This is a genomic window from Paractinoplanes hotanensis, from assembly GCF_023717965.1.
Classification (GTDB): domain Bacteria; phylum Actinomycetota; class Actinomycetes; order Mycobacteriales; family Micromonosporaceae; genus Actinoplanes; species Actinoplanes polyasparticus.
Window position 1 is genome coordinate 1 of the sequence record NZ_JAMQOL010000011.1, and the last position, 23,706, is coordinate 23,706.

A 23,706-nucleotide genomic window follows, 5' to 3' on the forward strand; every position below is an offset into this window, starting at 1 on the left:
GGCCGCCCAGCCGGCGGCCAAGGCTGGGCTGCGGACGAGCGCCCGAACGACGGCCGTCCGGCTGACGGTCAGAGCTGGGTCGAACAGACCCCGCGGACGGCCGGGCGGGCGAAGGTCTCGCCGGCCTGGGTCGGCGAGGGCACGGCCGAGCACGACACGGTGGCCGCTGCCTCGGCGCCGGTCGCCTCGGCTTCGGCGCCGGTCGCTGAGCCTCGTACGGCTGAGCCCGAGCCTGACGGCCGGGACGGCGCCGACGGGCCGCGCGTGATCAGCAAGGCCGCACCGCCCGCCGAGCCTCGGGTGGTCGGCAAGGAGGAGCCGCCGCCCGTCCCCCGTGTGGTCAAGGCCGACCCGCCGACTGCACCGCGCGTCGTGGGAACGCATGCGCCGACACCGGCCGCGCGGGTGGTCAGCCCGCCGCCGGCGCCCGCCACCCCGGCTCCGGCCGCACCGCCGACTGTCGTTCCGGCCCAGGCCGGTCCTCCCCCGGCCGCTCCGCCGGCCCGCGTCGCGGCGCCGAGCGTGCCGCGGCCCGCTCCGGCCCGGCCCTCCGTGCCGCCGCAGCCTCCGGGCCTGATCCCGGCGGCCGCTGGTCCCGCGCCGGCTGGCGCCGACAACCGGATTCCGGCCGACCCGGAGCGTTCCCCCCGGAACGCCGAACCCGGCACGACCACTCGTGACCTGCCCGGCCAGGCTGCGGCGCGCGGCGCGGTCGCACCCGGCCGTCGCGAAACCGGGCCGTCGCAGGCGCCGGACGGACCGGCCCAGCTCGCCGAGCGCGGACCCGTCACACCCGGCCAGCACGAACCCCAGCCCGCACAGGCGCCGAACGGGCCGGCCCAGCCCGTGACCCGCGGACCCGTACCACCGCAAGTGCCTGACGGGTCGGCCCAGAGCGCCGCGCGTGGGCCCCTGCCGACGCAGGCGCCCAACGGACCGGCTCACCCCGCCACGCGCGGACCCGTACCACCGCAAGCGCCCAGCGGACCGACCCACCCCGACGCGCGCGGACCCGTGCCACCGCAAGCGCCTGACGGGTCGGCCCAGAGCGCCGCGCGTGGGCCCCTGCCAACGCAGGCGCCCAACGGACCGGCTCGCCCCGCCACGCGCGGACCCTTGCCACCGCACGTGCCCAACGAACCGACCCACCCCGCCGACCGCGGGCCCGTACCACCGCAAGCGCCGGACGGGTCGGCCCAGGGCGCCGCGCGTCGGCCTGTGCCGCCGAACGCGTCCGGTGGGTGGGCGCCACAGGCTCCCGAGCAGCCCGGGGTTCAGCCGCAGAATCCCGTCGACCCGTCGCTCATGACGACCGACCCGCGGCTCCAGATGCCGCGCTCCCGGCGGAGCCCGCGCACCGCACACGTCTTCCTGGCCGAGGGTGACGACCCGTGGTCGATGGTGGCCGACGAGGCGCCCCCGGCCGCATTGCCGAGCGGTGGCCTCGGCCGCCCGGTGTCGCCCGGTGCTCCCGGCCAGCCGCAGCCGCAGGCTGGCACGGTGCCGCCCGCGGCCGCGGAGCAGCAGCTTTATCGGCCGATGTCCCCGGCCGCGCCGCAAGCACCCGCAGCGAGCCTGCCCGGCACGCCCGTCTCGGCCCCGCACGGCCCCGAATCTCGCAGCAACGCGCCGGTCACGCCGCAGGGGCCGGATCCGCGCGACGCTTCTCCGATCGCGCCCGGCATGCCGCGCATCAACGTCCCGGTCGCGCCCGGCAACCCGCAGAGCCGTGGCCCGCGCACCGACGCTCCGAGCAGCGCCCAGCACGGCGACGCACCGCAGAGCCAGGCGGCCCACACCGACGCTCCGCCCGCGACCCGGCAGCCCGGCGCTCCGCAGCAGGCGGCTCCCGATGCCTCGCTACCGCTCAGGCAGTACGGCCCGCCGGCAAACCCGCAACCGGCGCCCACGTCCCCGCCTGACCACGTTCCGCCCTACGGAGACCCGGCGGCGTCCCGCCCCCAGCCGACCGGAGATTCCGGCCCCGGGCGGCAGCCTTCCGAGTGGGCGCCGCGACCCGAGGAGCAGGCCGCCGCCGACCACGCCCCCGGCCACCACAAGACAGGCGACTTCTTCCGCCGCGCCGTGGACAAGCTCTTCGGTGGCTCCGCCCACGACGCGGACAAGCACCCGCACGGTCAGCCCTCCCCCGCTCAGCCGGACCGAGGCCAGCCGGGGGCAGGCCACTCCGTCGGGGACCAGCAGGTCCCCACCCAGCAGACCCCAGCGTCCCCGCACTCCGCCGCCGACCAGGACGGACAGGGACAGCACTCCCCCACGCCGTACGTGCCCAGCCAGGACACGCCCGGTCAGCCCATGTCCGGCCGCAACGCGCCTGGCCAGTACGCGCCTGGCCAGCCGGCACCCGGCCAGCAAGCCGGCGGCTCCCGCGAAGCAGCACAACACGCGCCGAACCAGCAAGCGCCGGGTCAGCCCATGCCGGCCGCGCCCGGCCACCAGATCTCCGGCCCGCAAACACCAGGCCGCCACACACCAAATCCTTACGCGCCGGACCAGTCGATGCCCGGCCGGCCCACGCCGGACCAGCAAGCACCCGGCTATCGCGAAGCGGCGCAGCACGCGCGCACGCAGGCCACGCCTGACCAGCACCAGCCTGGGCCGCGCACACCCGCACAGGCCGCCCCCGGCCAACACGCGTCGCACGAGCGCGCCCCCGCGCCCGACCTCCAAGGATCTGCGCGCAACACGCCGGGCCAGCACACACCGGGTCAGCCTGTGCACAGCCAGCACACGCCAGGTCAACTTGTGCCCGGCCAGCACGGGCCGGGTCAGCGCACGCCCGATCAGAACGACCCCGGCCAGCAAGCCGCGCGCCAGCACACGCCCGGCCCGCACACGCCCGGTGAACTTGTGCCCGGTCGTCAGCACACGCAAGGGCAGCAAGCCCAGCGCCAGCAATTTCCAGGTCAGCACGAACTCGGCCAGCACACGGCCGACCAGCAAGCCGCCCGCCAGCACATTCCCGGTCAGCACTGGCCCGCGCCGCAGGAGCACCAGCCCACGCCGCCCACGGCTGGCTACCAATCTTCCAGCCAGCAGGCGGCGGGTCAGCTGGCGCCGAGCCGGCAGACGCAGGGCCAGCACACGCCGGGCCAACCGCTACCCAGCCAATACACACCAGGCCACCACACGCCCGACCAGCACACGCCCGACCAGCACACGCCGCCGCAGCAAACCGCGCGTCAGCAGGCTCCCGGTCAGCAGGAGCAAGCACCCGAGCAACACCGACCTGCGCAGCAGACGCCGGGCTACCCGACTTCCCACCAGCACGTGGCGGATCAGCCGGCACCGGGTCAGCACCCGTCGGGTCAGGCGCTGCCCAGCGAACACCTGCCTGTGCCGGGTCAGCACACGCCGGTGCAGCGCGCCGCGCGTCAACAGACGCCTGAACAGCAGGAGCCCGCGCCGGAGCAACACGCGGCTGGTCAGGTGGCACCGAGCCAGCACACGCCCGGCTACCCGGCCGCCAGCCAGCACGCGGCGGAGCAACCGACACCGGGACAGCGCTCGTCGGCCCAAACGATGCCCAGCCAGGACGCATCAGAGCCGCAAGCGGCGGGCCGGCAGACAGCCGGTGAGCGTGGGCCCGCGTCGGAGCAGCACGGGTCAGCGCAGCACGGTCAGCACACGCCCGGTCAGCACGAGTCTGGGACGGCCGCTGCCGGGCGGGACGGTGCGGAACGGGCCGGCGGTTCGGGGGCCGAGTCGCCGTGGGCAGGTGAGGGTGGGCGGCCTACGTCGCTGGCGTCTGCGCCGGTCAGCTCGCCCCGTGGTGGTGTGGTGCCGCCCAGCCCGGCTGTTCCCCGGCAGCCGCAGCGTGAGATGCCTACCCAGCCGCTGCGGGAGGACGAGGCGCGTCGGCCGGAGGCGTGGCAGGCAGGGGCAGGCCAGTACGATGTGGCCCCTGGTGCGCCGGCGGAATCGGGTGGGTCTGGGACCTCGTCGCAGATCGGCTTTCCTCTGCGGCCGCGGGCGGCGTCTCCGGGCGTCGGGGTGGGTGCGCGCGTCGACGGTGCGGACACCGAGCAGCGCGGGCCGGACGTGCCGGCTCAGCGGACTCCAGCTGAGGGGCCGCTCGCCGCGCCGGGGCTGTCGAACGGTGGCGGTGCGGCGCCGGCCGATGACGATGGCCGGGCGGCACCGGGCGCCGAGTCCGATCACACGGGGGCCGGTGACCGGTCGCCGGGCGGCGATGCGGATCCGGCGCGGCTGGGCGCCCACGCGGCGCCGTACATGGATCCGGACGGCACGTTGCACAACCTGCGGCCGATCGGGCGGCTTGCGGTGTCGGGGCCGGACGCGCCGCAGCGGGTTGCGGAGACCTCGTTCGGTGGGATGTGGTTCAGCCGGCCGGCGGGTGAAGGGGAAGACCCGGCCGGAGAGCTCTCGCAGAACGGGGACGGGCCGGCCGAGCTATCGGCCGGAGCCGACCAGCAGGATGCGGGAACCGGTCAGCACGGGCAGCCGCCGGCCACCAGCCAGGCCGGTCCGGTGGGCACGCAGCCCGAGCAACAGCGCACGCCGGAGGGGCAGCAGCCGGAGGCGCTGTCCGCGCAGGGCGACGGGCGGGTCATCGACCTGGACCTGTCGGCGCTGTTCCAGGGTGTGACGATCACCGGGGAGCAGCCTGCGGTCAAGGACGAGGCGCCGGTTGGTGCGGAGCCGGTGGACGCGGCTTCGGTGCGGGCGACGATCGACGAGCGGATGGCTGCTCCGCGGATGCCGCGGGAACGGGAGGTCGAGCCGGTCAAGGAGCGGCCCGCTCTGTCGGCCGCGGACCTCGAAGCCATCCGGTGGCGGCTCGACGGCGGGACCCTGCGGGAGGTTGTCGACGACCGCGAAGCGCTGCGGGAACTCGGGGAACGCCTGGACGGGCCGCTGGCCGACGAGGTCGACAACGTCGCCAAGGCGGGGCTGCTCAGCGTGCGGGCCGAGGTGTACCGGCTGCTGGGTGAGCTCGGCATGGCGGCCGCCGCCAGCAGGCTGGCCCTCGCCCACGCCGAGTCGGCCCGCGACATGCAGTCCGAGGTGATCGCGCAGGCCGAGCTGGCGCACATCCTGCGGTTGCGCGGGGACTTCAAGGAGGCCGACCGGCTCTTCGCGAAGGCCACCGGCTCCGAGGTGCCCGAGACGCTGCGCAGCGTGGTGCACGAGAACGCCGGACGGTCCTGCTTCGATCAGGGGCGGCACATGGAGGCCCTCGACCACTTCGCGCGGGCCGTGCGTCTCGGCCGGCCCGAGGACACCGACCTCGCGGCGCGTGTCGGCGTCTGCCTGGAGGCGGTCTACATCCACGTTCTGCGGGACGGCTGGGGGCCCTACCCGCGCACGCGGGAGGATATCCTCGGACTCCGGAACGCCCTCGACGAGTCGACGGCCGAGCAGCCGGTCATCCCGCCGCGCTGATCTCGTTGTGCCGGCCCGCGCCCTGCCGGGGTGCCGGTGGGCGGGCCATCGCCGTACGGCCCCGGCCGCCCTGTTTGGCCTCGTAGAGGGCGGCGTCCGACGCCGCCTGCAGGTCGCTCGGGGTGCCGGCGTGGTCGGGGAGCACGGCGACGCCGATGCTCAGCTCGGGCGGGCCGCACGGCAGGCCGTCAACCGCGGCCAGCACCGTACGCACCTCGTCGGCCGCCTTCCCCGCGCCGGCACGGTCGGTGCGCAGCAGCACCACGAACTCGTCGCCGCCGAGCCGCGCCACCAGGTCGTCCTCGCGGCGCGCGACCACCCGCAGCGAGTTGGCGACGACCTGGAGGGCCTGGTCACCCACCCCATGGCCGTACGTGTCGTTGATCTTTTTGAAGTAGTCGATGTCCACCGTCATCAACGCCAGCGATTCGCCGCCGCGCCGCGCCCACGTCACCGCGCGGGCCAGCTCGAGGTCGAAGGACCGCCGGTTGGCCACTCCTGTGAGCGGATCGGCCAGCGCCTGCGACTCGAGCACCTGACGCAGCCGGTCGTTGCGGTTGCGCAGCGAGCCCACGACGAACGCGGTGAGGCTGAGCGCGACCGTCACCGAGATCCAGTCGGAGAGCGCCTTGGCCGGGGTCAGCGTCGAGAACGCCACCGCGGCGTGACCGGCCGAAATCAGCACCAGCACCAGGCCCACCATGCGGTTGCTGAGGAAATTGGCCGCGTACAGCACGGGCCACAGATAGAAGAGCTGAGCGCCCGCGCTGGCGTCGTGCGACGCGAAGTTCATCCCGGCGATGATCGCGATGGCCGCGAACGGCGCGATCAGCCACCAGACGCGCGGGATCCAGCCGGGCCGCCACCGCGCCGCCGAACCCGCTACGGCCATGAAACCGCAGGTCAACAAGGTGGCGACGACCCAACCGACCGGGTGTTCCGCCGGCAGCACGATGCCGGTCAGGAAGACGACGGGTACCGCGGCCAGCATCAGATACGCGACGCTGTGGGTTGCCCCCTGCTCGTCGCGGAGCTGGTAACGCACCGTCCGCCCTCCCCCTCGTCACCCGAACAATCGGCCACCCGGAGGAAATCATGAGCCGTTGGCCGCCGGGCCGGACACTTCGCCGTCAGGCCGGGGTTCGGTCACGAGGGGTCAGGCCGGGGTTCGGTCACGAGGGATCAGGCCGGGATTCGGTCACGAGGGGCCAGGGTGACGCCGGCGCTGGCCACGGTCACCAGGGTGAGGGCGACGACTTCGGCCGGGCCCAGGCGTTGCCGGAGGATGATCAGGCCGGCCACGGCGGCGGCTGCGGGTTCGAGGCTCATCAGGATGCCGAAAACCCGAGTGGGGATGCGGCGCAGAGCGTTCAGTTCCAGGCCGTACGAAAGGACCGACGACAGTACGGCCACGGCGACCACACCGAGCAGGAGCGAGGGGTGGTTGGTCACTTCGGCTGCTCCGGCGGCGCCGAAGGGCAGCACCAGGACCGCCGCCACCGCCAGTGACACGGCCAGGCCGCCCGTGCCGGGAACCAGGCCGCCCAGGCGGGCGCTGAGCACGATGTACGAGGCCCAGAACAGGCCGGCCACGAAGGCGAGCACGAGGCCGGCGACGGGGGCCGAGCCACCGCTGTCGAGGCCGAGCAGCAGCACGCCGGCGGCAGCCAGCGCGGCCCACAGCAGGTCGAGCACGCGCCGGGTCTGTACGACCGCGAGGAGCAGCGGGCCCAGGAACTCGACGGTGACCGCGATGCCCAACGGGACCATGGACAGGGACAGGTAGAAGATCAGGTTCATGCCGGCCATCGCGACGCCGAGCAGTCCGGCGGCTCGCCACGCCGCCGGCGACCAGGTTCTCAGGCGCGGCCGGGTGAAGGCGGCCAGGATGATCGCCGCGAACGCCAGGCGCAGGAGGGTCACGCCGGAAGCGCCCAGCTCGTCGAAGAGGCCGGTGGCGATCGCGCTGCCCACCTGCACCGACGCGATGGCCGTGAGAGCCATCAGGAGCGCGGGGGCCTGGAAGCGGCGGCTCACCGGCGGCCGAGGCCCGAAGCCGGGGAGCCGGAAGACAAGGCGGAGCCGGAAGACAAGGGGGAACGGCTCATTCGGTGCGCAGGGCGACGACGGGGTCGAGGCGGCCGGCGCGCTGGGCGGGAACCACGCCGAAGACGATGCCGACGATCGCCGAGACGCCGAAGGCCAGGGCCAGCGACCACCACGTGATCGCGGCCGGGACCGGGGACAGCGCGTCGACCAGCAGCGCCGCGGTGACGCCGAGGGCCATGCCGAGCACGCCGCCGATCGTGGTCAGCAGCACCGCCTCGAGCAGGAACTGCACGCCGATGTCGCGCGGGCGGGCGCCGACGGCCTTGCGCAGCCCGATCTCCTTGGTCCGTTCGCGGACCGAGACCAGCATGATGTTGGAGACCCCGACGCCGCCGACGAGCAGGCTGATGCCCGCGATGGCAGCCAGCACCCCGGTCAGCACGCCGAGGATGTCGCCCAGCACGCCGAGGATCTGTTCCTGGGTAACGGCGCTGAAGTCGCTGTCCGGGTGGCGCTCGGTCAGGGTGTCGACGACGGCCGTGCTGAGCTGGTTGATGCGTTCGCGGTCGGGGGCCCGGATGGCCAGGCCGTCGATGCGCTCGGTGCCGAGCAGCCGCTGGGCCGCGGTGACGGGCACGTGGACCTCGCTGTCGCGGTCGACGCCGAGGCTCTGGCCGAGCCGTTCGAAAGTGCCGATGACCCGGAACCGGACGCCGCCGATGGTGATCTGCCGGCCGATCGGGTCGCGGTCGCCGAACAGGGTGGTGGCCGTGCCGGCGCCGAGCACCGCCACCCGGCGGCCGGTCGTCACATCCGTACGCGTGAGGTAGGAACCCCGGTCGAGCCGGCGCACGAAGACGGTCGGGGTGTTGTCGAGGACGCCCTGCATGCTGGCGAAGGCCGACCGGGAGCCGGCGCGCACGGTCTCGCCCGACGCGATCGTGGCGGCGACCCGGTCGCGGTCGCCGACCACGCGGGCCACGGCCTCGACGTCGTCCAGCGTCATCGTCGAGGCTGCGGGGGCCGACCCGGCTTCGAGCCGGCCCGGCACGACCAGCAGCAGGTTGGAGCCGAGCCCCTCGACCTGCTGTTCGATCTGGCCCTTGGTGCCGGTGCCGATGCCGACCAGGGCCACCACCGCGGCCACGCCGATGACCACCCCGAGCATGGTGAGAATGCTGCGCAGCCGGTTGGCCCGCAGCGCATCGAGCGCGACCCGCCATGCCTCGGCCACCCTCACGCGTCGGCCGCCGAGACGATCAGGCCGTCGCGCATGACGATCTGGTGCTCGGCGCGGGCGGCCACCTCGCGGTCGTGGGTGACGAGCACGACGGCGACGCCCTCGGCGTTGAGCGATTCGAGCAGGGCGAGCACCGACTGGCCGGTGGCCGAGTCGAGGTTGCCGGTGGGCTCGTCGGCCAGCAGCACCGACGGGCCGGTGACCAGGGCCCGGGCGATCGCCACGCGCTGCTGCTCGCCGCCGGACATCTGATTGGGGCGGTGGTCGACGCGGTGCGACAGCCCGACGCGGCCGAGCATCTCGGTGGCCCGGGCCCGCCGCTCGCGCCGGCCGATGCCGCGATAGACCAGCGGCAGGGCGACGTTGTCGCGGGCCGTGGTGCGGGCGAGCAGATGGAACGACTGGAAGACGAACCCGATGGTCTCGTTGCGCAGCTTGGCCATCTCGCCGGGGGTGAGCCCGGAGACGTCCCGCCCGCCGATCAGCAGGGTGCCGCCGGTGGGGCGGTCGAGGCCGCCGAGCAGGTGCATCAACGTCGACTTGCCCGAGCCGGAGGTGCCGACGATGGCCAGGTAGTCGCCCGGCTCGATGGTCAGCGACACGCCCCGCAGCGCGGGCACGGAGACGCCGTCGAGGTCGTAGGTGCGGCTGACGCCGGTCGCGACGATGGCCGCCGTCATGAGGGTCGGTCGCCCGGCTGGATCTCGTCGGCGCCCGAGACCGCGATGCGCTGGCCGGCGTCGAGGCCGCCGGTGACCTGGACGACGTCCTCACCCTGCACGCCGAGGGTCACCGGCACCCGCTCGTAGCTGTCGCCGCGGACGGCCCACACCGTGTCGCGCCCGTCGACGTTGATGATGGCCGAGGCGGGCACGGTGACGGCGTCGTCGGCCTCGCGCACCTGCAGCCGGATCACCGCGCTCATGCCGGGCCGGGGCGACGGCGCGTCCTCGCCCGGGGTGAGGTCGAGGCGTACCTTGTACGAAACCCCGCCGCGCGCCGACGTGGTCGGGAGCAGGTCGATCGAGCGGACGCTCGCCTCGTAGGCCGAACCGGTGGCCGCGTCGAGCTCGACGGTGGCCTTGACCCCGGGCTTGACCAGCAGCACGTCGGTCTCGTCGACCTCGGCCAGCAGCCCGAGGCGGCTCACGTCGACCACGGTGAACAGCGGGGTGCCGGCCGCGACGTAGGCGCCCCGGGGCACGGCCGTGTCGACGCCGGGCAGCCCACTGCCACCACCGGCCGCGGCCGGAGCGGCGCCGCCGGAGGACAGCAGGTCGCCCAGCGACGACGGACTCGCCCCGGCCGTGCCGCCGAACTGCACGACCCCCGCCACCGGCGCCCGCAGGGTCAGCGCCTCGACTGCCGCGTCGGCCAGCTCGTACGCCTGCTGGGCCTGCAGCCGCTGGGCCGCCGACAGCGAACTGACCGCCTCGCCCAGCGACGCCACGCCCCGCTCGACCGAGCGCAGGGCCGCGGCCGCCGCGGACGAGGCCGCCGAGTATTGCTGGTTGGCCGCGTCGACCTGTTTGAGCAGCACCTCGCGCAGGGCCGGGTCGGCGATCTTGGCGGCGGCCGCGCGGGCCTGCTCGAACGCGTCGGCCGCCTGCTTGTCGGTCTTGCGCCGTACGGCGAAGAAGCCGCTCGAGGAAGAGAAGCCGCCCCCACCGCGGGACGCCTCGTCGAGCGCCCGCTCGGCGGAACGGCGCCGGGCCTCGAGCTCGGGAGCGTCGATGACCGCTAGGACCTGACCCTTGGTGACCCGGCGGCCCGGCTCGACCCGCAGGTCGTCGAGGGTGCCGGCGGCGGGCGCGCTGACCGTGGCCGCGGCCCGGGCGGTCACCGAGCCGGGCGCCTCGACGATCTCGGCCACCGTGCCGCGCGCGGCCTCGCCCAGGCGCACGTCGGTCGGCTCGTCGCCGCAGGACGCGGCGGTCGACGAGGCCAGCAGGACCCCGGCGACGGCAAGAACAAAAGGGCGGCGGTGTTCGGACACGCACGCCACTCTATGTCGGCCCACCGACAAGAAAAGAACGAAGGCGGACCCCCCGCGGCGGCCCGCCTTCGTCGTACACAACTCACCGACCCGAAGACGGACGCCCGAACAAGAGCGGCCCGCCTTCGTCGTACACAACTCACCGACCCGTAGACAGACGCCCCAACAAGAGCGGCCCGCCTTCGTTCAGTGGTGAAGCGATCAGGTGCCGGGACGACGCCCGATCAGCTTGACCGTCATACCGATCTTGCCGACGTTCCAGTACGTGCGAGCGTCGTTCGGCAGAAGGTTCACGCAGCCGTGGGACCCGCGCCACTTGTCGTGGATGTAGGTCGTCTGGTGGAAGCCCTTACCGCCCTGGAAGCGCTGCCAGTAGGGCAGCCACACCTCGTACGGGTCGGACCATTCCTTCTTCGTGCGCTTGTTGATCTTGTAGGTGCCGGAGGGCGTGCGGTAGTTCTTCATGCCCGTGCGGACCACGGTCGGAGCGGCGAACTGCTTGCCGTTCTTCATGATCCACGACGTCTGCTGCGTCAGGTTGACGCAGAACGTGTAGCCCGACTTCTTCGGCTTGCACGCCGCGACCTTGGTGGCCGCGAGGCGCTTGGCCACGTCCCACGTCGTGGGGCCGGCCAGACCAGCGGCCGGCTGGATGCCGTACCGCGTCTGGAACTTCTTGATGATCTTGCAGTCGGCGGCGGACTGCTTGCCGTCGACCTTGGTCTTGCCGAACATGCCGATCTTGTTGATCAGCGTCTCGACCTGCTTCTGGTACTTGCCGGTCGAACAGCCCGCCGCGGCGGCTTTGGTCACCACTGTCGTAGCCACGGCGGCGCTCGCCCCGGCCGGTGACAGCGCCACCGCGCCGAGACCGCCGCCGACCATCGCCGCCAACGCGACGCCGGCCGCAACCCGTCTCGATCCCACTGTGGTTCCTCCCCAGAAACGTGTGCGCACATAGAAGCACAGCAGTGCCGCTCACGACTCCACGGGAAGGAGCGTGGCGCGAAACCGGTAGGTCACATCGGTCCGCGCGCACGCCGCTTGAGAGAAGTTCGTCAGGATTCCGGGGTCGCGAAATCCTGCACCCAGTACGGGGTGCGGTCGCGCGCGATGGCCAGGCCGACACCCATCTCGCGCAGCCGGCAGTCCAGGATGTTCTCGCGGTGGGTGGGGCTGTTCATCCAGCCGTTGACCACCTCGTACGCGCTGTCGGCGCCGCGGGCGATGTTCTCGCCGTAACGCTTCCACCTGTATCCCCGCTCGCTCACCCGGTCGCCCGCGCTGTCACCGCTGGGCGACTCGTGTGCGAAGTAGTCGCGGCGAGCCATGTCGGCCGCGTGGTCGTTGGCCGCCTCGATCAGCCGGCGGTCCAGAGTGAACGGATCGCAGCCGCCGTGCCGCCGGTTCTGGTTGATCAGGCGGAGGACGCGCTGCTGCACGGGCGCGGACGGGCTGGCCGAGACGTCGGACGCGGTGACGGCCTGGCGGGCGCCGGCCATCACGTCGGCGGCGGGCCGCTGCACCTGGCGCGGCTGTTCCCGCACGACCCTGGGCTGCTCGCGGTGCTGCTGCTTCGGCTGGGCCGCGAGGGTCTGATGCTTGGGCTGAGTGGGTGCCTGGGCATTATTTCGTACGGAATTCTGGGGCTGAGCCGGAGGCAGAGCGACCCGGTCCTGCTGCCGGCGCACGTGGTCGTCGCCCTGGGCGGAGGAACCGGGCCGGGAGCGGGAGTCGTCGAGTGCCGGCCCCCGACCGGCGGACGGCTCGCCGTCGCCGGAGTCGCCGGAGCCGTCACCCGCGAAGTTGTCGCCGCCGGAGAAGCTACTTCCGTCGTCACCGCCGCCGAACAGGCTCGGCCACCAGAAGCTGCTCCAGCCCGGCGTTTCCGGCCTCTCGTCGGCGGCCGCCGAGGTCGCCACGAAGCCGCCCCCGAGCAGAAGCGCCGCCGCCGCACTGACCACCACGACTGGTTTCCGCATACCCCGTAATCCCCATCCTCCAGGGCCACCCGGCCGCTCCGGGTCACCTCCACCGGAGGTCAACGTCACAAACCGGGCACGGTCACTTGCGCCCGCGCGGCCGTCACCGGGCAGGCACCGGCCGGCGTCGCTGCCACGGGTGCCGTCAGCAGGAGTTTTGCCGTTTCTCCGGGCAGCACGGCCGTCGCACAAACGCACCGACAAAACGGACAGTTCATGCGTACGGGGTAAGCCTGCGGTGCTGTTGTTCCCGTCCGTGCGGAGGTCGCAGCGCCGGGCAGCGGACTGGCAACCTCGTCGCGGTGCGCAATCGATACCTGGATCTGCTCCGTGCCGCCGCAATTGTCCGGGTGATCGTCTACCACCTGTTCGGCTGGCCCTGGCTGTCCGTCGTGCTCCCCGCGATGGGTGTCATGTTCGCGCTGGCCGGTTCGCTGACCGCCGCCTCGCTGACCAGGCGGGACGCCGCCCAGGTGGTCAGCTCCCGCCTGCGGCGCCTGCTCCCGCCCCTGTGGTTGCTGGGCCTGATCGCGGTGCCGGTCATGCTGGTCACCGGCTGGGCGGCCGAGGACGACGGCGAGCATCCGTTCAGCCCGGCCCGGCTGGCGTTCTGGATCCTGCCCCTCGGCGATCCGCCCGGCAGCGATCGGGCCGTGGACGTCTGGGAACCGCTCTGGTACCTCCGGGCGTACGTCTGGTTCGTCCTGCTCTCGCCGTTGCTGTTCGCCCTGTGGAAGCGGATCGGCTGGGCCACTGTCGCGCTGCCGCTGGTGATCATGGCCGGGCTCGGCGTGACCGGCTTCGAGCTGCCGGAGACGGCAGACGCCGCGCTGTGGGATTTCGTGGCGTACGGCGCGTGCTGGATCGCCGGCTTCGCCCATCACGACGGCCGGCTGCGCGGGCTGCGGCCGTGGCTGGCCTTCCCGGTCGCGCTGGCGCTCGCGGCGGGGGCGGCCTGGTTCGCGTACGACTACGGCACGTACGACCTGAACGACGTCCCCGAGTCGCAGGCGCTCTGGTCGCTGGCGTTCGTGCTGGTCGTGCTGCGCTGGCAGCCGCCGATGGGCTGGCTGGCCCGGATCCGCCCGCTCGACCACGCCGTCTCGGTGATCAACGCCCGGGCCGTGACCATCTATCTGTGGCACAACACCGCGATCGCCGCGGTGTGGCCGGTGCTGGCCTTCGTCGCGCTCGACGACCTGGCCGACCGCATCGGCCCGGCCACCGACCTGGTCGTGGCGCTCGTGCTCACGCTCGGCGCGATGATCGCCTTCGGCTGGGCCGAGGACGTGGCCGCCCGCCGCCGGCCACGCCTGTGGCCCGACACCGCCTCGGCCGCACCCCGGCCTCCGTCGCCCGAGCCCGAACCGGCGCCCGAGCCGGAGCCGGCCCTCTCGGCGCAGCCGACCGGCGCCCCGATGGCCCGCTTCTCGGCCGCGGCCGCGATGAGCCGGGCCCCCGCCAACTGGCCGCCCCTCCCCCGGACCACGACCCCCGAGGCCGGCCACCTGTCCGAGACCAGCCACCTGCCCGAGGCCGGCCACCTGCCCTCCGACGGCGTCCCGCCGACCGATGACGAACCGCTGCCCGGCGCCGAGCGGCACGACCCGGGCCTCCCCGTGGCCGGCCGCCGGCCCCATCCGACCGGCCCGGTCGAGCCGGTCGAGCCAGTCGACTGGTTCCGGTCCCCGCCGCTCGAACAGCGGGACGACCCGAGATGAGCGGTGTGAAGGAATCTCGGAAAAGCGGGATGAAGTCTCGCTAATCTGAGCGAATGCGGCAGTACGGACAAGTGCCCGCGCCCGCCGACGAGAGCGCGAGGGCCGGATTGGTTGCGCTCGTCTTCCGGGCCGGGCCGCTGCTGTGCGCGGTGCAGCTGGACGAGGTCGTGGAGACCATGCGGCCGCTGGAGGCTCGCGCTCTGGCCGGCACCCCGCCCTTCGTGCGCGGCATCACCGTGCTGCGCGGCGTGCCCACCCCGGTCATCGACGTGTCGCGGCTGCTCGGGGGTGGGCCGGCCGACGCCGAGCGCTACCTGGCCGTCCGCACCGAGCGCGGCACCATCGCGCTCGCGACCGGCGAGATCCTCGGCATCCGGGTCGTCGAGGCCGAGCCCACCGGTGGCCACCCGGCGCTGCTCGGCGGCGGCAGCACCCGCATGGTCGCGGGCGTCGGCACCCTCGGCGCCGAGCCGCTCCTGCTGCTGCAGAGCCTGCGCGCGGTGCCCGACGAGGTGTGGGAAGCGGCTGCCGTGAACGCGGGTGAGCCCTCGTGAGCGACTCGGCGCACATCGCCCGCTTCCGCGAGCTGCTGGCCCGGCTGCTGGGCTGGACCTTCGCCGACAACGACGCCCCACCGCTGGCCGGTCTGCTGCGGGACCGGGCCGCCGACCACGGGATGAGCGTCAGCGCCTACCTGGCCCGGCTGGCCTCGCGGCCCTGGGACGCCGAGCTGTCGGTGCTCGTCGAGCGGCTCAGCATCACCGAGACCTACTTCTTCCGGCACGGCGAGCAGTTCACGGCGCTGCGCGAGGACGCCCTGCCCGAGCGGGCCGACGCGCGCTCGTCGCAGCGGATCCTGCGGATGCTCTCGGTGGCCTGTTCGTCCGGCGAGGAGGCGTACTCGCTGGCCATCAGCGGGCGGCAGGTGCGGTCCGACCCCGACTGGATCATCGACGTGACCGGCATCGACGCCAATCCGGCGGTGCTGCGCAAGGCGGAGGCGGCCTGGTACTCCGCGTGGTCGCTGCGGGAGACGCCGGACGCGGTGCGCCGGCGCTGGTTCCGTCCCGACGACAGTGGTTTCCGGGTGGTCGACGAGATCCGCCGGCTGGTGCGTTTCCAGCGGACGAACGTGGCCGAGCCCGGGGACGGCGTCTGGAACCACGGCCAGTACGACGTCATCTTCTGCCGCAACCTGCTGATGTACCTGACCCCGGCGGTGACCTCGGCGCTGGTCGAGCGGATGACCAACGCGCTCGCGCCCGGCGGCTATCTGTTCCTCGGGCACACCGACTCGCTCGGCCGCGACCCGGCCGGGCTGGAACTGCGGCACACCCACAAGACGTTCTACTACCGCCGCGCGGGTGGCCCGCCCCCGGCCCAGCGGATCTCGTCGCCGGCGGCCCCGGGTGAGCCGTCGTCCCCGGCGGCCCGGGTGCCGGGAACCCCCGTGCCGCCGCCGGACGAGAACGTCTACGAGCGGAGCCTGGACCTGCTGCGGCAGGAGCGTTTCAACGCCGCCCTGGAGCTGATGGCCGCGCCCCGGACCGGCCCGTCGCGCGCCCGCGACGAACTGCTGCACGGCGTTCTGCTCGCCCAGTCGGGCCGGCTCGACGAGGCGATCGAACTGGCCCGCCGGCTGAGCGAGGAGAACGGCCTCAACGCGGACGCGCACCAGTTGCTCGGGCTCTGCCTGGAGGACGGCTCGGCGGTGGCTGAGGCCATCGGGCAGTACCGCCTGGCCGCGTACCTGGACCCGGGGTTCGCCCTGCCCCGGATGCGGCTGGGGCAGCTCGCGCGGCGGCAGGGCGACGACCGCGTCGCGGCCGGTGAGCTGGAGCGCGCGCTGGAGCTGCTGGCGCGGGAGGACGACGATCGCATCACCCTGTTCGGCGGGGGTTTCGGTCGCCTCGCGCTGACCGTGGTGTGCCGCTCCGAACTCGACGCGTGCGGGGTACGCCCGTGACCGTCCGCTCCGGCGCGGTCTCCCGGCGCGTCGACCGGCTGCGCGACGACTTCGACCGGTCCTTCGCCGAGCCCGCCCGCAGCCACGACGAGGAGCATCTGGAGCTCCTGACCATCCGGGCCGGCGGGCGCCCGTACGCGATCAAGCTCTCGCAGAGTTCCGGCGTGCACCCCGACCGCCCGGTGACGCCCCTGCCCGGGCCGGTGCCCGCCCTGCTCGGCCTGGCCGGATTCGCCGGCGCGGTGGTGCCCGTCTACGACCTCGCCGCGCTGCTCGACCATCCGGTCGCCGAGGTGCCGCGCTGGCTGGTCCTGGCGGCCGGCACGCCGCCGCTCGGGCTGGCCTTCCACGAGCTGGACGGGCACGTGCGGGCGGCCGTCTCGGACATCATCCGCGAGACGGGTCAGGACGGCGAGGACGGCGGCCACGGCCGCGGCGGCACCCTGCGCGGGCTCGTCGACCTGCCCGGCGGCAGCCGCCCGATCATCGACATCCCGGCCGCGCGGGCCCTGGTGCACGCGCTGGCCGGACACGCGCAAGCCACCGACGAGGAGAACGCACCATGATGGCCGAACGCACTTTCGGCACGAAGCTCGCCGCCGGCTTCGGGCTGACCTTGGCGCTCACGCTGCTGATGACGGCGACCTCGGTGCTGACCCTGCGCTACGTGATGAACAGCAAGGACAACGTGATCACGTCGGCGCGGGTGAACCTGGTCGGCTCCGAGGAGCTCAACAGCCACATGGAGTCGCGGATCGCCGACTACCGCGCCTACCTGCTCACCGCCTCCGACGAGTATCTGCGCGCCACCGAGCAGGATCGGACGGAGTTCCTCGCCGAGGCCGCCGAACTGCGCGAGTCGATGACCGACACGCCGTCGCACGAGCTGCTGGACGCGGTCGCCGCAGCCGAGGAGAAGCACGCCGCCCTGCTGGCGCCGGTGATGGAGCAGCGCTCGCGGCTCAGCGACCTGCGCAACGTCACCCAGCTCGCCGGCAACCAGGAGCTCAAGGCGGCCCGGATCGCCGTGCAGCAGGCGCTCGCCGGGCTCATCGATCGGCAGTCGATCGTGGTGGACAGCCGCCGGGACGAGTCGTCGAGCCGCGCCACCATGGCGAGCGCGTTCATCATCGTGATCGGCGCGGTGCTCATCCTCGGGTCCGCCGCGGTGGCCTGGAAGCTGAGCCGCGACCTGCGCCGGGAGGTGGGGGCCGCGGTCGGCCACATCCAGAGCTCCTCGGCCGAGCTCGAGGCGGCCGCCGCGCAACAGGCTTCCGGCGGCCGGGACCAGGCCAGCGCGATGAACGAGATCACCACGACGATCAGCGAGCTGCTGATCACCTCGCGGCAGATCGCGGACAGCGCCCAGCGGGTCTCCAAGATCGCTGAGGAGACGGCGGAGGCCGCCCGCACCGGCGACGCCACCGTGGAGCAGACCCGGACGTCGATCGCCGCCATCCGCACCCAGGTCGACCAGATCGTGCAGCACATGCTCGCGCTGGGCGAGAAGTCGCAGCAGATCGGCGGGGTCGCCGACCTGGTGTCCGAGCTGGCCGAGCAGACCAACATCCTGGCCATCAACGCGACCATCGAGGCCAGCGGCGCCGGCGAGTGGGGCCGGCGGTTCGCGGTGGTCGCCGAGGAGATCCGCAAGCTGGCCGACCGGACGGCCGGGTCGGCCAAGGAGATCCGGGCGCTCATCGAGGACGTCCGCGGGGCGGTGAACACGACCGTGATGGCCACCGAGATCGGCGCCAAGGCGGTCGACTCCGGGTCGCGGCAGTTCGACGACGCCACCAGCTCGTTCCGCCGGATCGCCGGGCTGGTCTCGACCACCAGCGACGCGACCCGCGAGATCGAGCTCTCCACCAAGCAGCAGACCACCGCCGTCGAGCAGGTGAACATCGCGGCCTCGGACACCGCCCGGGTCACCCGCGAGACCGAGGCCAGCGCCGTGCAGACCAAGCAGACCGCGGCCCACCTCAGCACGCTCTCCAGCGAGCTGCTGGACCTGGTCGGCACCGGGCGACACTGACATGGGGGCCGAGCTTGCAGTGCCATGCCCCCCTCGCCCTCGTCTGCGAGGCCGTCGGAGGCGCACGCGGTGTGCCACTCGGTGCAGTCGGTCATGACGCGGGATCCGCTGCGCTACTTCCGGATCGAGGCGAAGGAGCTGATCGACCAGATCAGCGCCGGCGTGCTCGACCTGGACCAGCAGCCCGAGGCCGACGTGGTGGCCCGGCTGCTGCGGTTCGCACACACGCTCAAGGGCGCGGCCCGGGTCGTCAAGCAGCAGGAGATCGCGGACCGGGCCCACGAGTTTGAGGAGGTGCTGGTCCCGCACCGGGACGAGAGCATCCCGGCGCTCCCGGCCGACCAGATGCGCGAGCTGCTGCGCCTGAACGACGAGATCTCCGGATTCGTGACGGCCCTGTCGGCGCCCGCGCCACCGGCGGCCGAGCCGGCGCCCGCCGAACCGGAGGAGCCGATCCGCACGGTTCCGCTGAACGCGCCCACCACGCAGGCCGAGGTCGATCAGGCCCACGTCGACGCGGAGCTGGCCCGGGGGGCCGACGCGGCCTCGGACCGGCCCGAGCGGGCCGCCACGGCCGACCTCGACGACCTGCTCGACGCCATCGGCGAGGCCAGCTCCCGCATCGCCCCGCTGCGCGACGGCGGCCGGACGCTTAACCGCCTCCACCGCAAGGTCGAGACGCTCGGCGAGCGCATGCGGGTCGGGCGCACCACCGTCTCGGACGCCTCCGCCCGCACCTCCGTGCGACGGCTGGCGGGTGAGCTGGGCGTGCTCGGCCGCCGGCTCACCGACGCCGTGGACCAGGTCGAACGCGAGCTCGACGAGGTGCGCGGCCGGGCCGAGGGGCTGCGCCTGGTGCCGGCCGGATCGATCTTCACGGCGCTGCGCCGGGCCGTGCGGGACGCGGCCGACGCCGAGGGCAAGCCGGTGCGGTTCCAGGCCAGCGGGGCCGACGTCCGGATGGGCCCGAACCTGCTCAACCTGATCAGCGGCGCCTACCTGCACGTCGTGCGCAACGCGGTCGTGCACGGCATCGAGGCCGAGGAGCAGCGGGTCGCGGCCGGCAAGCCCGTCGAGGGCACGGTCGCCGTGCACGTCGAGCGGCGCGGCCGGTACGCCGAGTTCCGCTGCACCGACGACGGCCGCGGTTTCGACCTGGCCGCCCTGCGCCGCACCGCCGAGGAGCGCGGCCTGCTCGCCCCCGGCCTGGATCCGGGCCCGCAGGGACTGATCGACCTGGTGCTGCACGGCGGGATCAGCACCGCGCCCGGTGTCACCGAGGTGGCCGGCCGCGGCATCGGCATGGACGTCGTCCGGGACGTGGCCCTGCAACTGGGCGGCGAGGTGTCCATCGCCAACCGGCCGGGCCAGGGCGCCACCGTACGCCTGATCGTGCCCCTCACCCTGCTCAGCATGAACGGGCTGATCGTCGAGGCCGCCGGCGCCACCACCACGATGCCGCTGGACGCGGTGCGCCGGTGTGTGCGGCTGAGCCCCGACGAGGTGGCCACCGCGACCGCCACCGCCCGGCTCGCCCACGAGCGCGAGGTGCTGCCGTTCCTGCCGCTGGCCCAGGCGCTGCGGGTGCCGGCCGGGGAGGAGCCCCGCTCCGGGGTCGCGGTGGTGCTGACCGCCGACCGCGACACCGTGGCGATCGGCGTCGACCGGCTGGCCGGCATCTCCACGCTGGTCGCCCGCCCGCTGCCGGATCTGGCTCCGGCCGCCCCGGTGATCGGCAGCGTCTCGATCGACCTGGACGGCAACCCCCGGCTCGTGCTGGACGCGCACGGGCTGGTGGCCGAGGCCCGGCAGGAGAGCACCACCGCGCGCGGCGACGCCTCGGCGGCGGCCAGGCCCAGGATGCCGATCCTGGTCGTCGACGACTCGCTGACCACCCGCATGCTCGAGCGCAGCATCCTCGAGTCGGCCGGCTACGAGGTCGACCTGGCCGCCTCGGGCGAGGAGGGCCTGGAACGGGCCCGCAGCCGCCGGTACGGCCTCTACCTGACCGACATCGACATGCCCGGCATCGACGGCTTCACGTTCGTCGCCCGGACCCGGGCCGACCCGCAGCTCGCCCACGTGCCGGCGATCCTGGTGAGTTCGCGAGCCAGCGCCGAGGACAAGCGCCGCGGCATCGAGGCGGGCGCCTCGGCGTACGTGGTCAAGGGCGAGTTCAACCAGGAGGAGCTGCTCACGCACATCCGGAGGCTGATCCTCTGATGATCCGTGTCCTGCTCGTGGAGGACTCCGCGACCATGCGCCACCACCTGCGCGAGTCGCTCGCCGCCGACCCCGAGCTGCGGGTGGTGGGCGAGGCGACCGACGGGGGCGACGCGGTCGCGATGGTCGCGCGCCTGCGGCCCGACGTGGTGACCATGGACATGATGCTGCCGACGATGAGCGGCCTGGCCGCCACCGAGCACATCATGGCCGAGCACCCGACGCCGATCCTGGTCGTCTCGTCGGCCGACCGCAAGGAGCTGTTCAGCACGTACAACGCGCTGGCCGCGGGGGCGGTCGACGTGCTCGAGAAGCCGCGCGGCGACGCCACGGACGCCAACTGGGGGCGGCGGCTGTGCGCGGCCGTCCGCCTCGTCTCGCGCATCCGGGTGATCACCCACCCCCGGGCCCGGCTGGACGGTCGCGGCCGCCCCGGCGCCGAGACGCCGACCGCTCCGCCGGTCGCCACGCCGTCCGCGGCGTCGCTGTCCGACGCCCTGCGCGTGGTCGCCCTGGGCGCCTCGACCGGCGGCCCGGGCGCGCTGACCGAACTGCTGCGCGCGCTGCCGGCCGGCTTCCTGCCGCCGGTGCTCTGTGTGCAGCACATCGCGGCCAGCGAGCCGTTCGCCGTCGCGTTCTCGGACTGGCTGGCCGGGCAGACCGGCCGCGACGTCAGCTACGCCCGGGACCGCACGCCGGTGGCCGCGCTGACCGGCCGGGTGGTGCTCGCCCCGCCCGACCGGCACCTGCTGGTGCGCGGCGGGATGCTCCGGGTCACCGACGGTCCGCCCCGGCACTCCTGCCGTCCCTCGGTCGACGTGCTCTTCGAGTCGGTGGCCGCCGAGTACGGCGCGACCGCGGCCGGCTGCCTGCTCACCGGCATGGGTCGGGACGGCGCCGAGGGACTGCTGACCATGCGGGCCCGGGGCGCGGTCACCTTCGCCCAGGACGAGGCGAGCTGCGTCGTGTACGGGATGCCCCGCGAGGCCGCCCTGCTCGGCGCGGCCGCCTACGTGCTGTCGCCGGCCCGGATGGCAGCCCGGATCGTCGAGCTCCAGCCCGCGGGGAGCCGGCGATGATTCCCCGCGTGCTGATCGTGGACGACAGCCTCACCGTCCGGATGGACCTGCACGAGACCTTCGAGGCGGACGGCTTCCGCACGATCTTGTGCGCCACCGGGAGCGAGGCGCGGGCGGCCTTCGTCGGCGACGACTTCGACGTGGCCGTGCTCGACGTGCTGCTGCCCGACGCCGACGGGCTGGAGCTGCTCACCGAGCTGCGCGGCATGCCGAGCCGGGCCCAGGTGGTGACCGTGCTGCTGAGCAGCGAGGACGAGGTCGCCGACCGGCTCGCGGGGCTACGCATCGGCGCCGACGAGTACGTCGGAAAACCGTACGATGCAGGATACGTCGTGGCCCGGGTGCGCCAGCTGCTGCGCGAGGGCCCGGCCCGCGCCGACGACCGCACCACCGTTCTCATCGTGGACGACAGCATGACCTTCCGCGAGCAGCTGCGGGAGCTGCTCGAGAGCGAAGGCTACGCCGTGCTGACCGCCCCCAGCGGCGAGGACGGCCTGCGCGTGGCGGCCGACCGGCGGCCGCAGGCGGTCATCGTCGACGGCGTGATGCCCGGCATCGACGGCGCCACCGTGATCCGCCGCATCCGGCTCGACCCGGCGCTGCGCGACATCCCGTGCATCCTGATGACCGCCGCCGACGACTACGCCACCGAGCTTCAGATGCTCGACGCCGGCGCCGACGCGTTCGTGCGCAAGCAGCAGAACCTGGCGATCGTGCCGGCCAAGCTGAACGCCGTGCTGCGGCAGAGCTCCGAGCAGCTCCCGATCGACCGGACCGGCAGCCTGCACGGGCCGAGCAAGGTGCTCGCGCTGACCCCGGACCGGCAGCGGCTGGCCGACCTGGCAGCGGCGCTGCGTGACGAGGGCTACAACGTGATCCCGGTGGCCGCCACCGACGACGCGCTCGACCTGCTCGCCGCCCAGCCGGTGGACTGCATCGTGCTGGGTCTCGGCCTCTCGGGCGATCTGGGCCGGGAGGCGTGCCGGCGGATCAAGGAAGTGCCGGTGATCGGCGAGACCCCGGTGGTGATGACCGGGACCACCGACGACGACATGCTGGCCTGCCTGGAGGCGGGGGCCGACGATTACGTACGGGCGGATTCCGGCGCCGAGGCGCTGCGTGCCCATGTGCGTACGCAGATCCGGCGCAAGCAGTCGCACGACGAGAGCCGCCGCATCCGCGAGGAGCTGATGCGCCGCGAGCTGGACGCCGCCGAGGAACGATCGGCCCGGCAGCTGGCCGAGACCCGCGCAGCCCTGGTCGAGGAGCTGGAATGGCGCAACCGCGAGCTGGAGGCGTTCTCGGGCTCGGTCTCGCACGACCTGCGGGGACCGCTCCAGGTGATCAGCAGCTTCGCCGAGCACATGCTGGACGACGAGGACGACCCGCTCAGCACCGAGATGCGGCGCCGGCTGAGCCGCATCCAGGCGGCCGCGCACCGGATGGCCGACCTGGTCGAGTCGCTGCTGATCCTGGCCCGGGCCAGCCGCGGCGACCTGCGCCGGTCCGAGTTCGACCTGACCGCTACGACGTGGCAGGTGATCGGCGAGGTCGAGGCGCGCGACCCGGAGCACAAGGTCGCCTTCACCGTCCGCGACGGCATGGGCGCGGACGCCGACGAGGGCCTGGTCCGGGTGATCCTGGAGAACCTGATCAACAACGCCGTGAAGTTCACGCGCAAGGTCGAGCGCCCCGCGATCGAGGTGGGCGAGACGGCCGAGGGGTTCTTCGTGCGCGACAACGGCGCGGGCTTCCCCGCGGGCAAGGCCGGCGAGCTGTTCCGGCCGTTCGCCCGCCTGCACAGCGCCGAGGACTTCCCCGGCACCGGCATCGGCCTGACCACGGTGCACCGGGCAGTCGAGCGCCACGGCGGCGAGATCTGGGCCCAGGGCGAGGACGGGCGCGGCGCGACCTTCTGGTTCACGCTGCCCCCGGCCCCGCCGTCCGGCGGACCCGACCGGCGGGCCCAGGCCCGCCGGACCGGCTGA

Annotated in this window: 17 protein-coding genes; 9 read left to right on the forward strand and 8 right to left on the reverse strand. The window is 73.7% G+C overall.

The window, feature by feature from the left end; genetic code table 11:
* Nucleotides 1-68 precede the first annotated feature (68 nt).
* Nucleotides 69-275, reverse strand: coding sequence for a hypothetical protein (locus LXN57_RS09470; RefSeq protein ID WP_251797652.1), 207 nt, complete (start codon nucleotides 273-275; stop codon nucleotides 69-71).
* Nucleotides 276-1,305: 1,030 nt separating this feature from the next.
* Between LXN57_RS09470 and LXN57_RS09475 the strand changes: the two genes are divergently transcribed.
* A complete protein-coding gene (locus tag LXN57_RS09475) occupies nucleotides 1,306-5,427 on the forward strand; it encodes a hypothetical protein (RefSeq protein ID WP_251797653.1) in 4,122 nt (1,373 codons plus the stop codon).
* On the opposite strand, the gene LXN57_RS09480 is transcribed toward LXN57_RS09475, so the two are convergent.
* From LXN57_RS09480 to LXN57_RS09510, 7 genes are all read right to left on the reverse strand, one after another.
* Complete coding sequence (locus LXN57_RS09480) at nucleotides 5,411-6,472, reverse strand: GGDEF domain-containing protein (RefSeq protein ID WP_251797654.1); 1,062 nt, start codon at nucleotides 6,470-6,472, stop codon at nucleotides 5,411-5,413. The two genes, LXN57_RS09475 and LXN57_RS09480, sit on opposite strands and share 17 nt — an antisense overlap.
* A 137-nt stretch (nucleotides 6,473-6,609) precedes the next feature.
* A complete protein-coding gene (locus LXN57_RS09485) occupies nucleotides 6,610-7,464 on the reverse strand; it encodes an EamA family transporter (RefSeq protein WP_251797655.1) in 855 nt (284 codons plus the stop codon).
* Between the two features lie 67 nt (nucleotides 7,465-7,531).
* Complete coding sequence (locus LXN57_RS09490) at nucleotides 7,532-8,716, reverse strand: ABC transporter permease (protein WP_251797656.1); 1,185 nt, start codon at nucleotides 8,714-8,716, stop codon at nucleotides 7,532-7,534.
* Nucleotides 8,713-9,396, reverse strand: a complete 684-nt coding sequence (locus LXN57_RS09495) for an ABC transporter ATP-binding protein (RefSeq protein ID WP_251797657.1) — start codon at nucleotides 9,394-9,396, stop codon at nucleotides 8,713-8,715. Before LXN57_RS09495 ends, LXN57_RS09490 begins: the two co-directional genes overlap by 4 nt.
* Nucleotides 9,393-10,712: an efflux RND transporter periplasmic adaptor subunit gene (locus tag LXN57_RS09500; RefSeq protein WP_251797658.1), complete on the reverse strand. Its 1,320-nt coding sequence runs from the start codon at nucleotides 10,710-10,712 to the stop codon at nucleotides 9,393-9,395. Before LXN57_RS09500 ends, LXN57_RS09495 begins: the two co-directional genes overlap by 4 nt.
* A gap of 201 nt (nucleotides 10,713-10,913) precedes the next feature.
* Complete coding sequence (locus LXN57_RS09505) at nucleotides 10,914-11,639, reverse strand: L,D-transpeptidase family protein (RefSeq protein ID WP_251797659.1); 726 nt, start codon at nucleotides 11,637-11,639, stop codon at nucleotides 10,914-10,916.
* A gap of 131 nt (nucleotides 11,640-11,770) precedes the next feature.
* A complete protein-coding gene (locus LXN57_RS09510) occupies nucleotides 11,771-12,694 on the reverse strand; it encodes a CAP domain-containing protein (RefSeq protein ID WP_251797660.1) in 924 nt (307 codons plus the stop codon).
* Nucleotides 12,695-12,996: 302 nt separating this feature from the next.
* Between LXN57_RS09510 and LXN57_RS09515 the strand changes: the two genes are divergently transcribed.
* The 8 genes from LXN57_RS09515 (at nucleotide 12,997) to LXN57_RS09550 (ending at nucleotide 23,706) form a co-directional block, all read left to right on the forward strand.
* Nucleotides 12,997-14,415 carry an acyltransferase family protein gene (locus LXN57_RS09515; RefSeq protein ID WP_251797661.1) on the forward strand — a complete coding sequence of 473 codons (1,419 nt, stop codon included), beginning with the start codon at nucleotides 12,997-12,999 and terminating at the stop codon, nucleotides 14,413-14,415.
* 53 nt (nucleotides 14,416-14,468) lie between these two features.
* The gene (locus LXN57_RS09520) at nucleotides 14,469-14,969 is read left to right on the forward strand and encodes a chemotaxis protein CheW (RefSeq protein ID WP_251797662.1); all 501 of its coding nucleotides are present in this window, start codon (nucleotides 14,469-14,471) and stop codon (nucleotides 14,967-14,969) included.
* A complete protein-coding gene (locus LXN57_RS09525) occupies nucleotides 14,966-16,381 on the forward strand; it encodes a CheR family methyltransferase (RefSeq protein ID WP_251797663.1) in 1,416 nt (471 codons plus the stop codon). Before LXN57_RS09520 ends, LXN57_RS09525 begins: the two co-directional genes overlap by 4 nt.
* Nucleotides 16,378-16,947, forward strand: a complete 570-nt coding sequence (locus tag LXN57_RS09530) for a chemotaxis protein CheW (RefSeq protein WP_251797664.1) — start codon at nucleotides 16,378-16,380, stop codon at nucleotides 16,945-16,947. Before LXN57_RS09525 ends, LXN57_RS09530 begins: the two co-directional genes overlap by 4 nt.
* Entirely contained in the window at nucleotides 16,947-18,416 is a 1,470-nt protein-coding gene (locus LXN57_RS09535; RefSeq protein ID WP_251797665.1) for a methyl-accepting chemotaxis protein, read from the forward strand. Before LXN57_RS09530 ends, LXN57_RS09535 begins: the two co-directional genes overlap by 1 nt.
* Nucleotides 18,417-18,509: 93 nt before the next feature.
* A complete protein-coding gene (locus tag LXN57_RS09540; protein WP_251797666.1) occupies nucleotides 18,510-20,639 on the forward strand; it encodes a hybrid sensor histidine kinase/response regulator in 2,130 nt (709 codons plus the stop codon).
* Nucleotides 20,639-21,718 carry a chemotaxis-specific protein-glutamate methyltransferase CheB gene (gene cheB / locus LXN57_RS09545; protein ID WP_251797667.1) on the forward strand — a complete coding sequence of 360 codons (1,080 nt, stop codon included), beginning with the start codon at nucleotides 20,639-20,641 and terminating at the stop codon, nucleotides 21,716-21,718. The genes LXN57_RS09540 and cheB overlap by 1 nt, the downstream gene beginning before the upstream one ends.
* The gene (locus LXN57_RS09550) at nucleotides 21,715-23,706 is read left to right on the forward strand and encodes a response regulator (protein WP_251797668.1); all 1,992 of its coding nucleotides are present in this window, start codon (nucleotides 21,715-21,717) and stop codon (nucleotides 23,704-23,706) included. Before cheB ends, LXN57_RS09550 begins: the two co-directional genes overlap by 4 nt.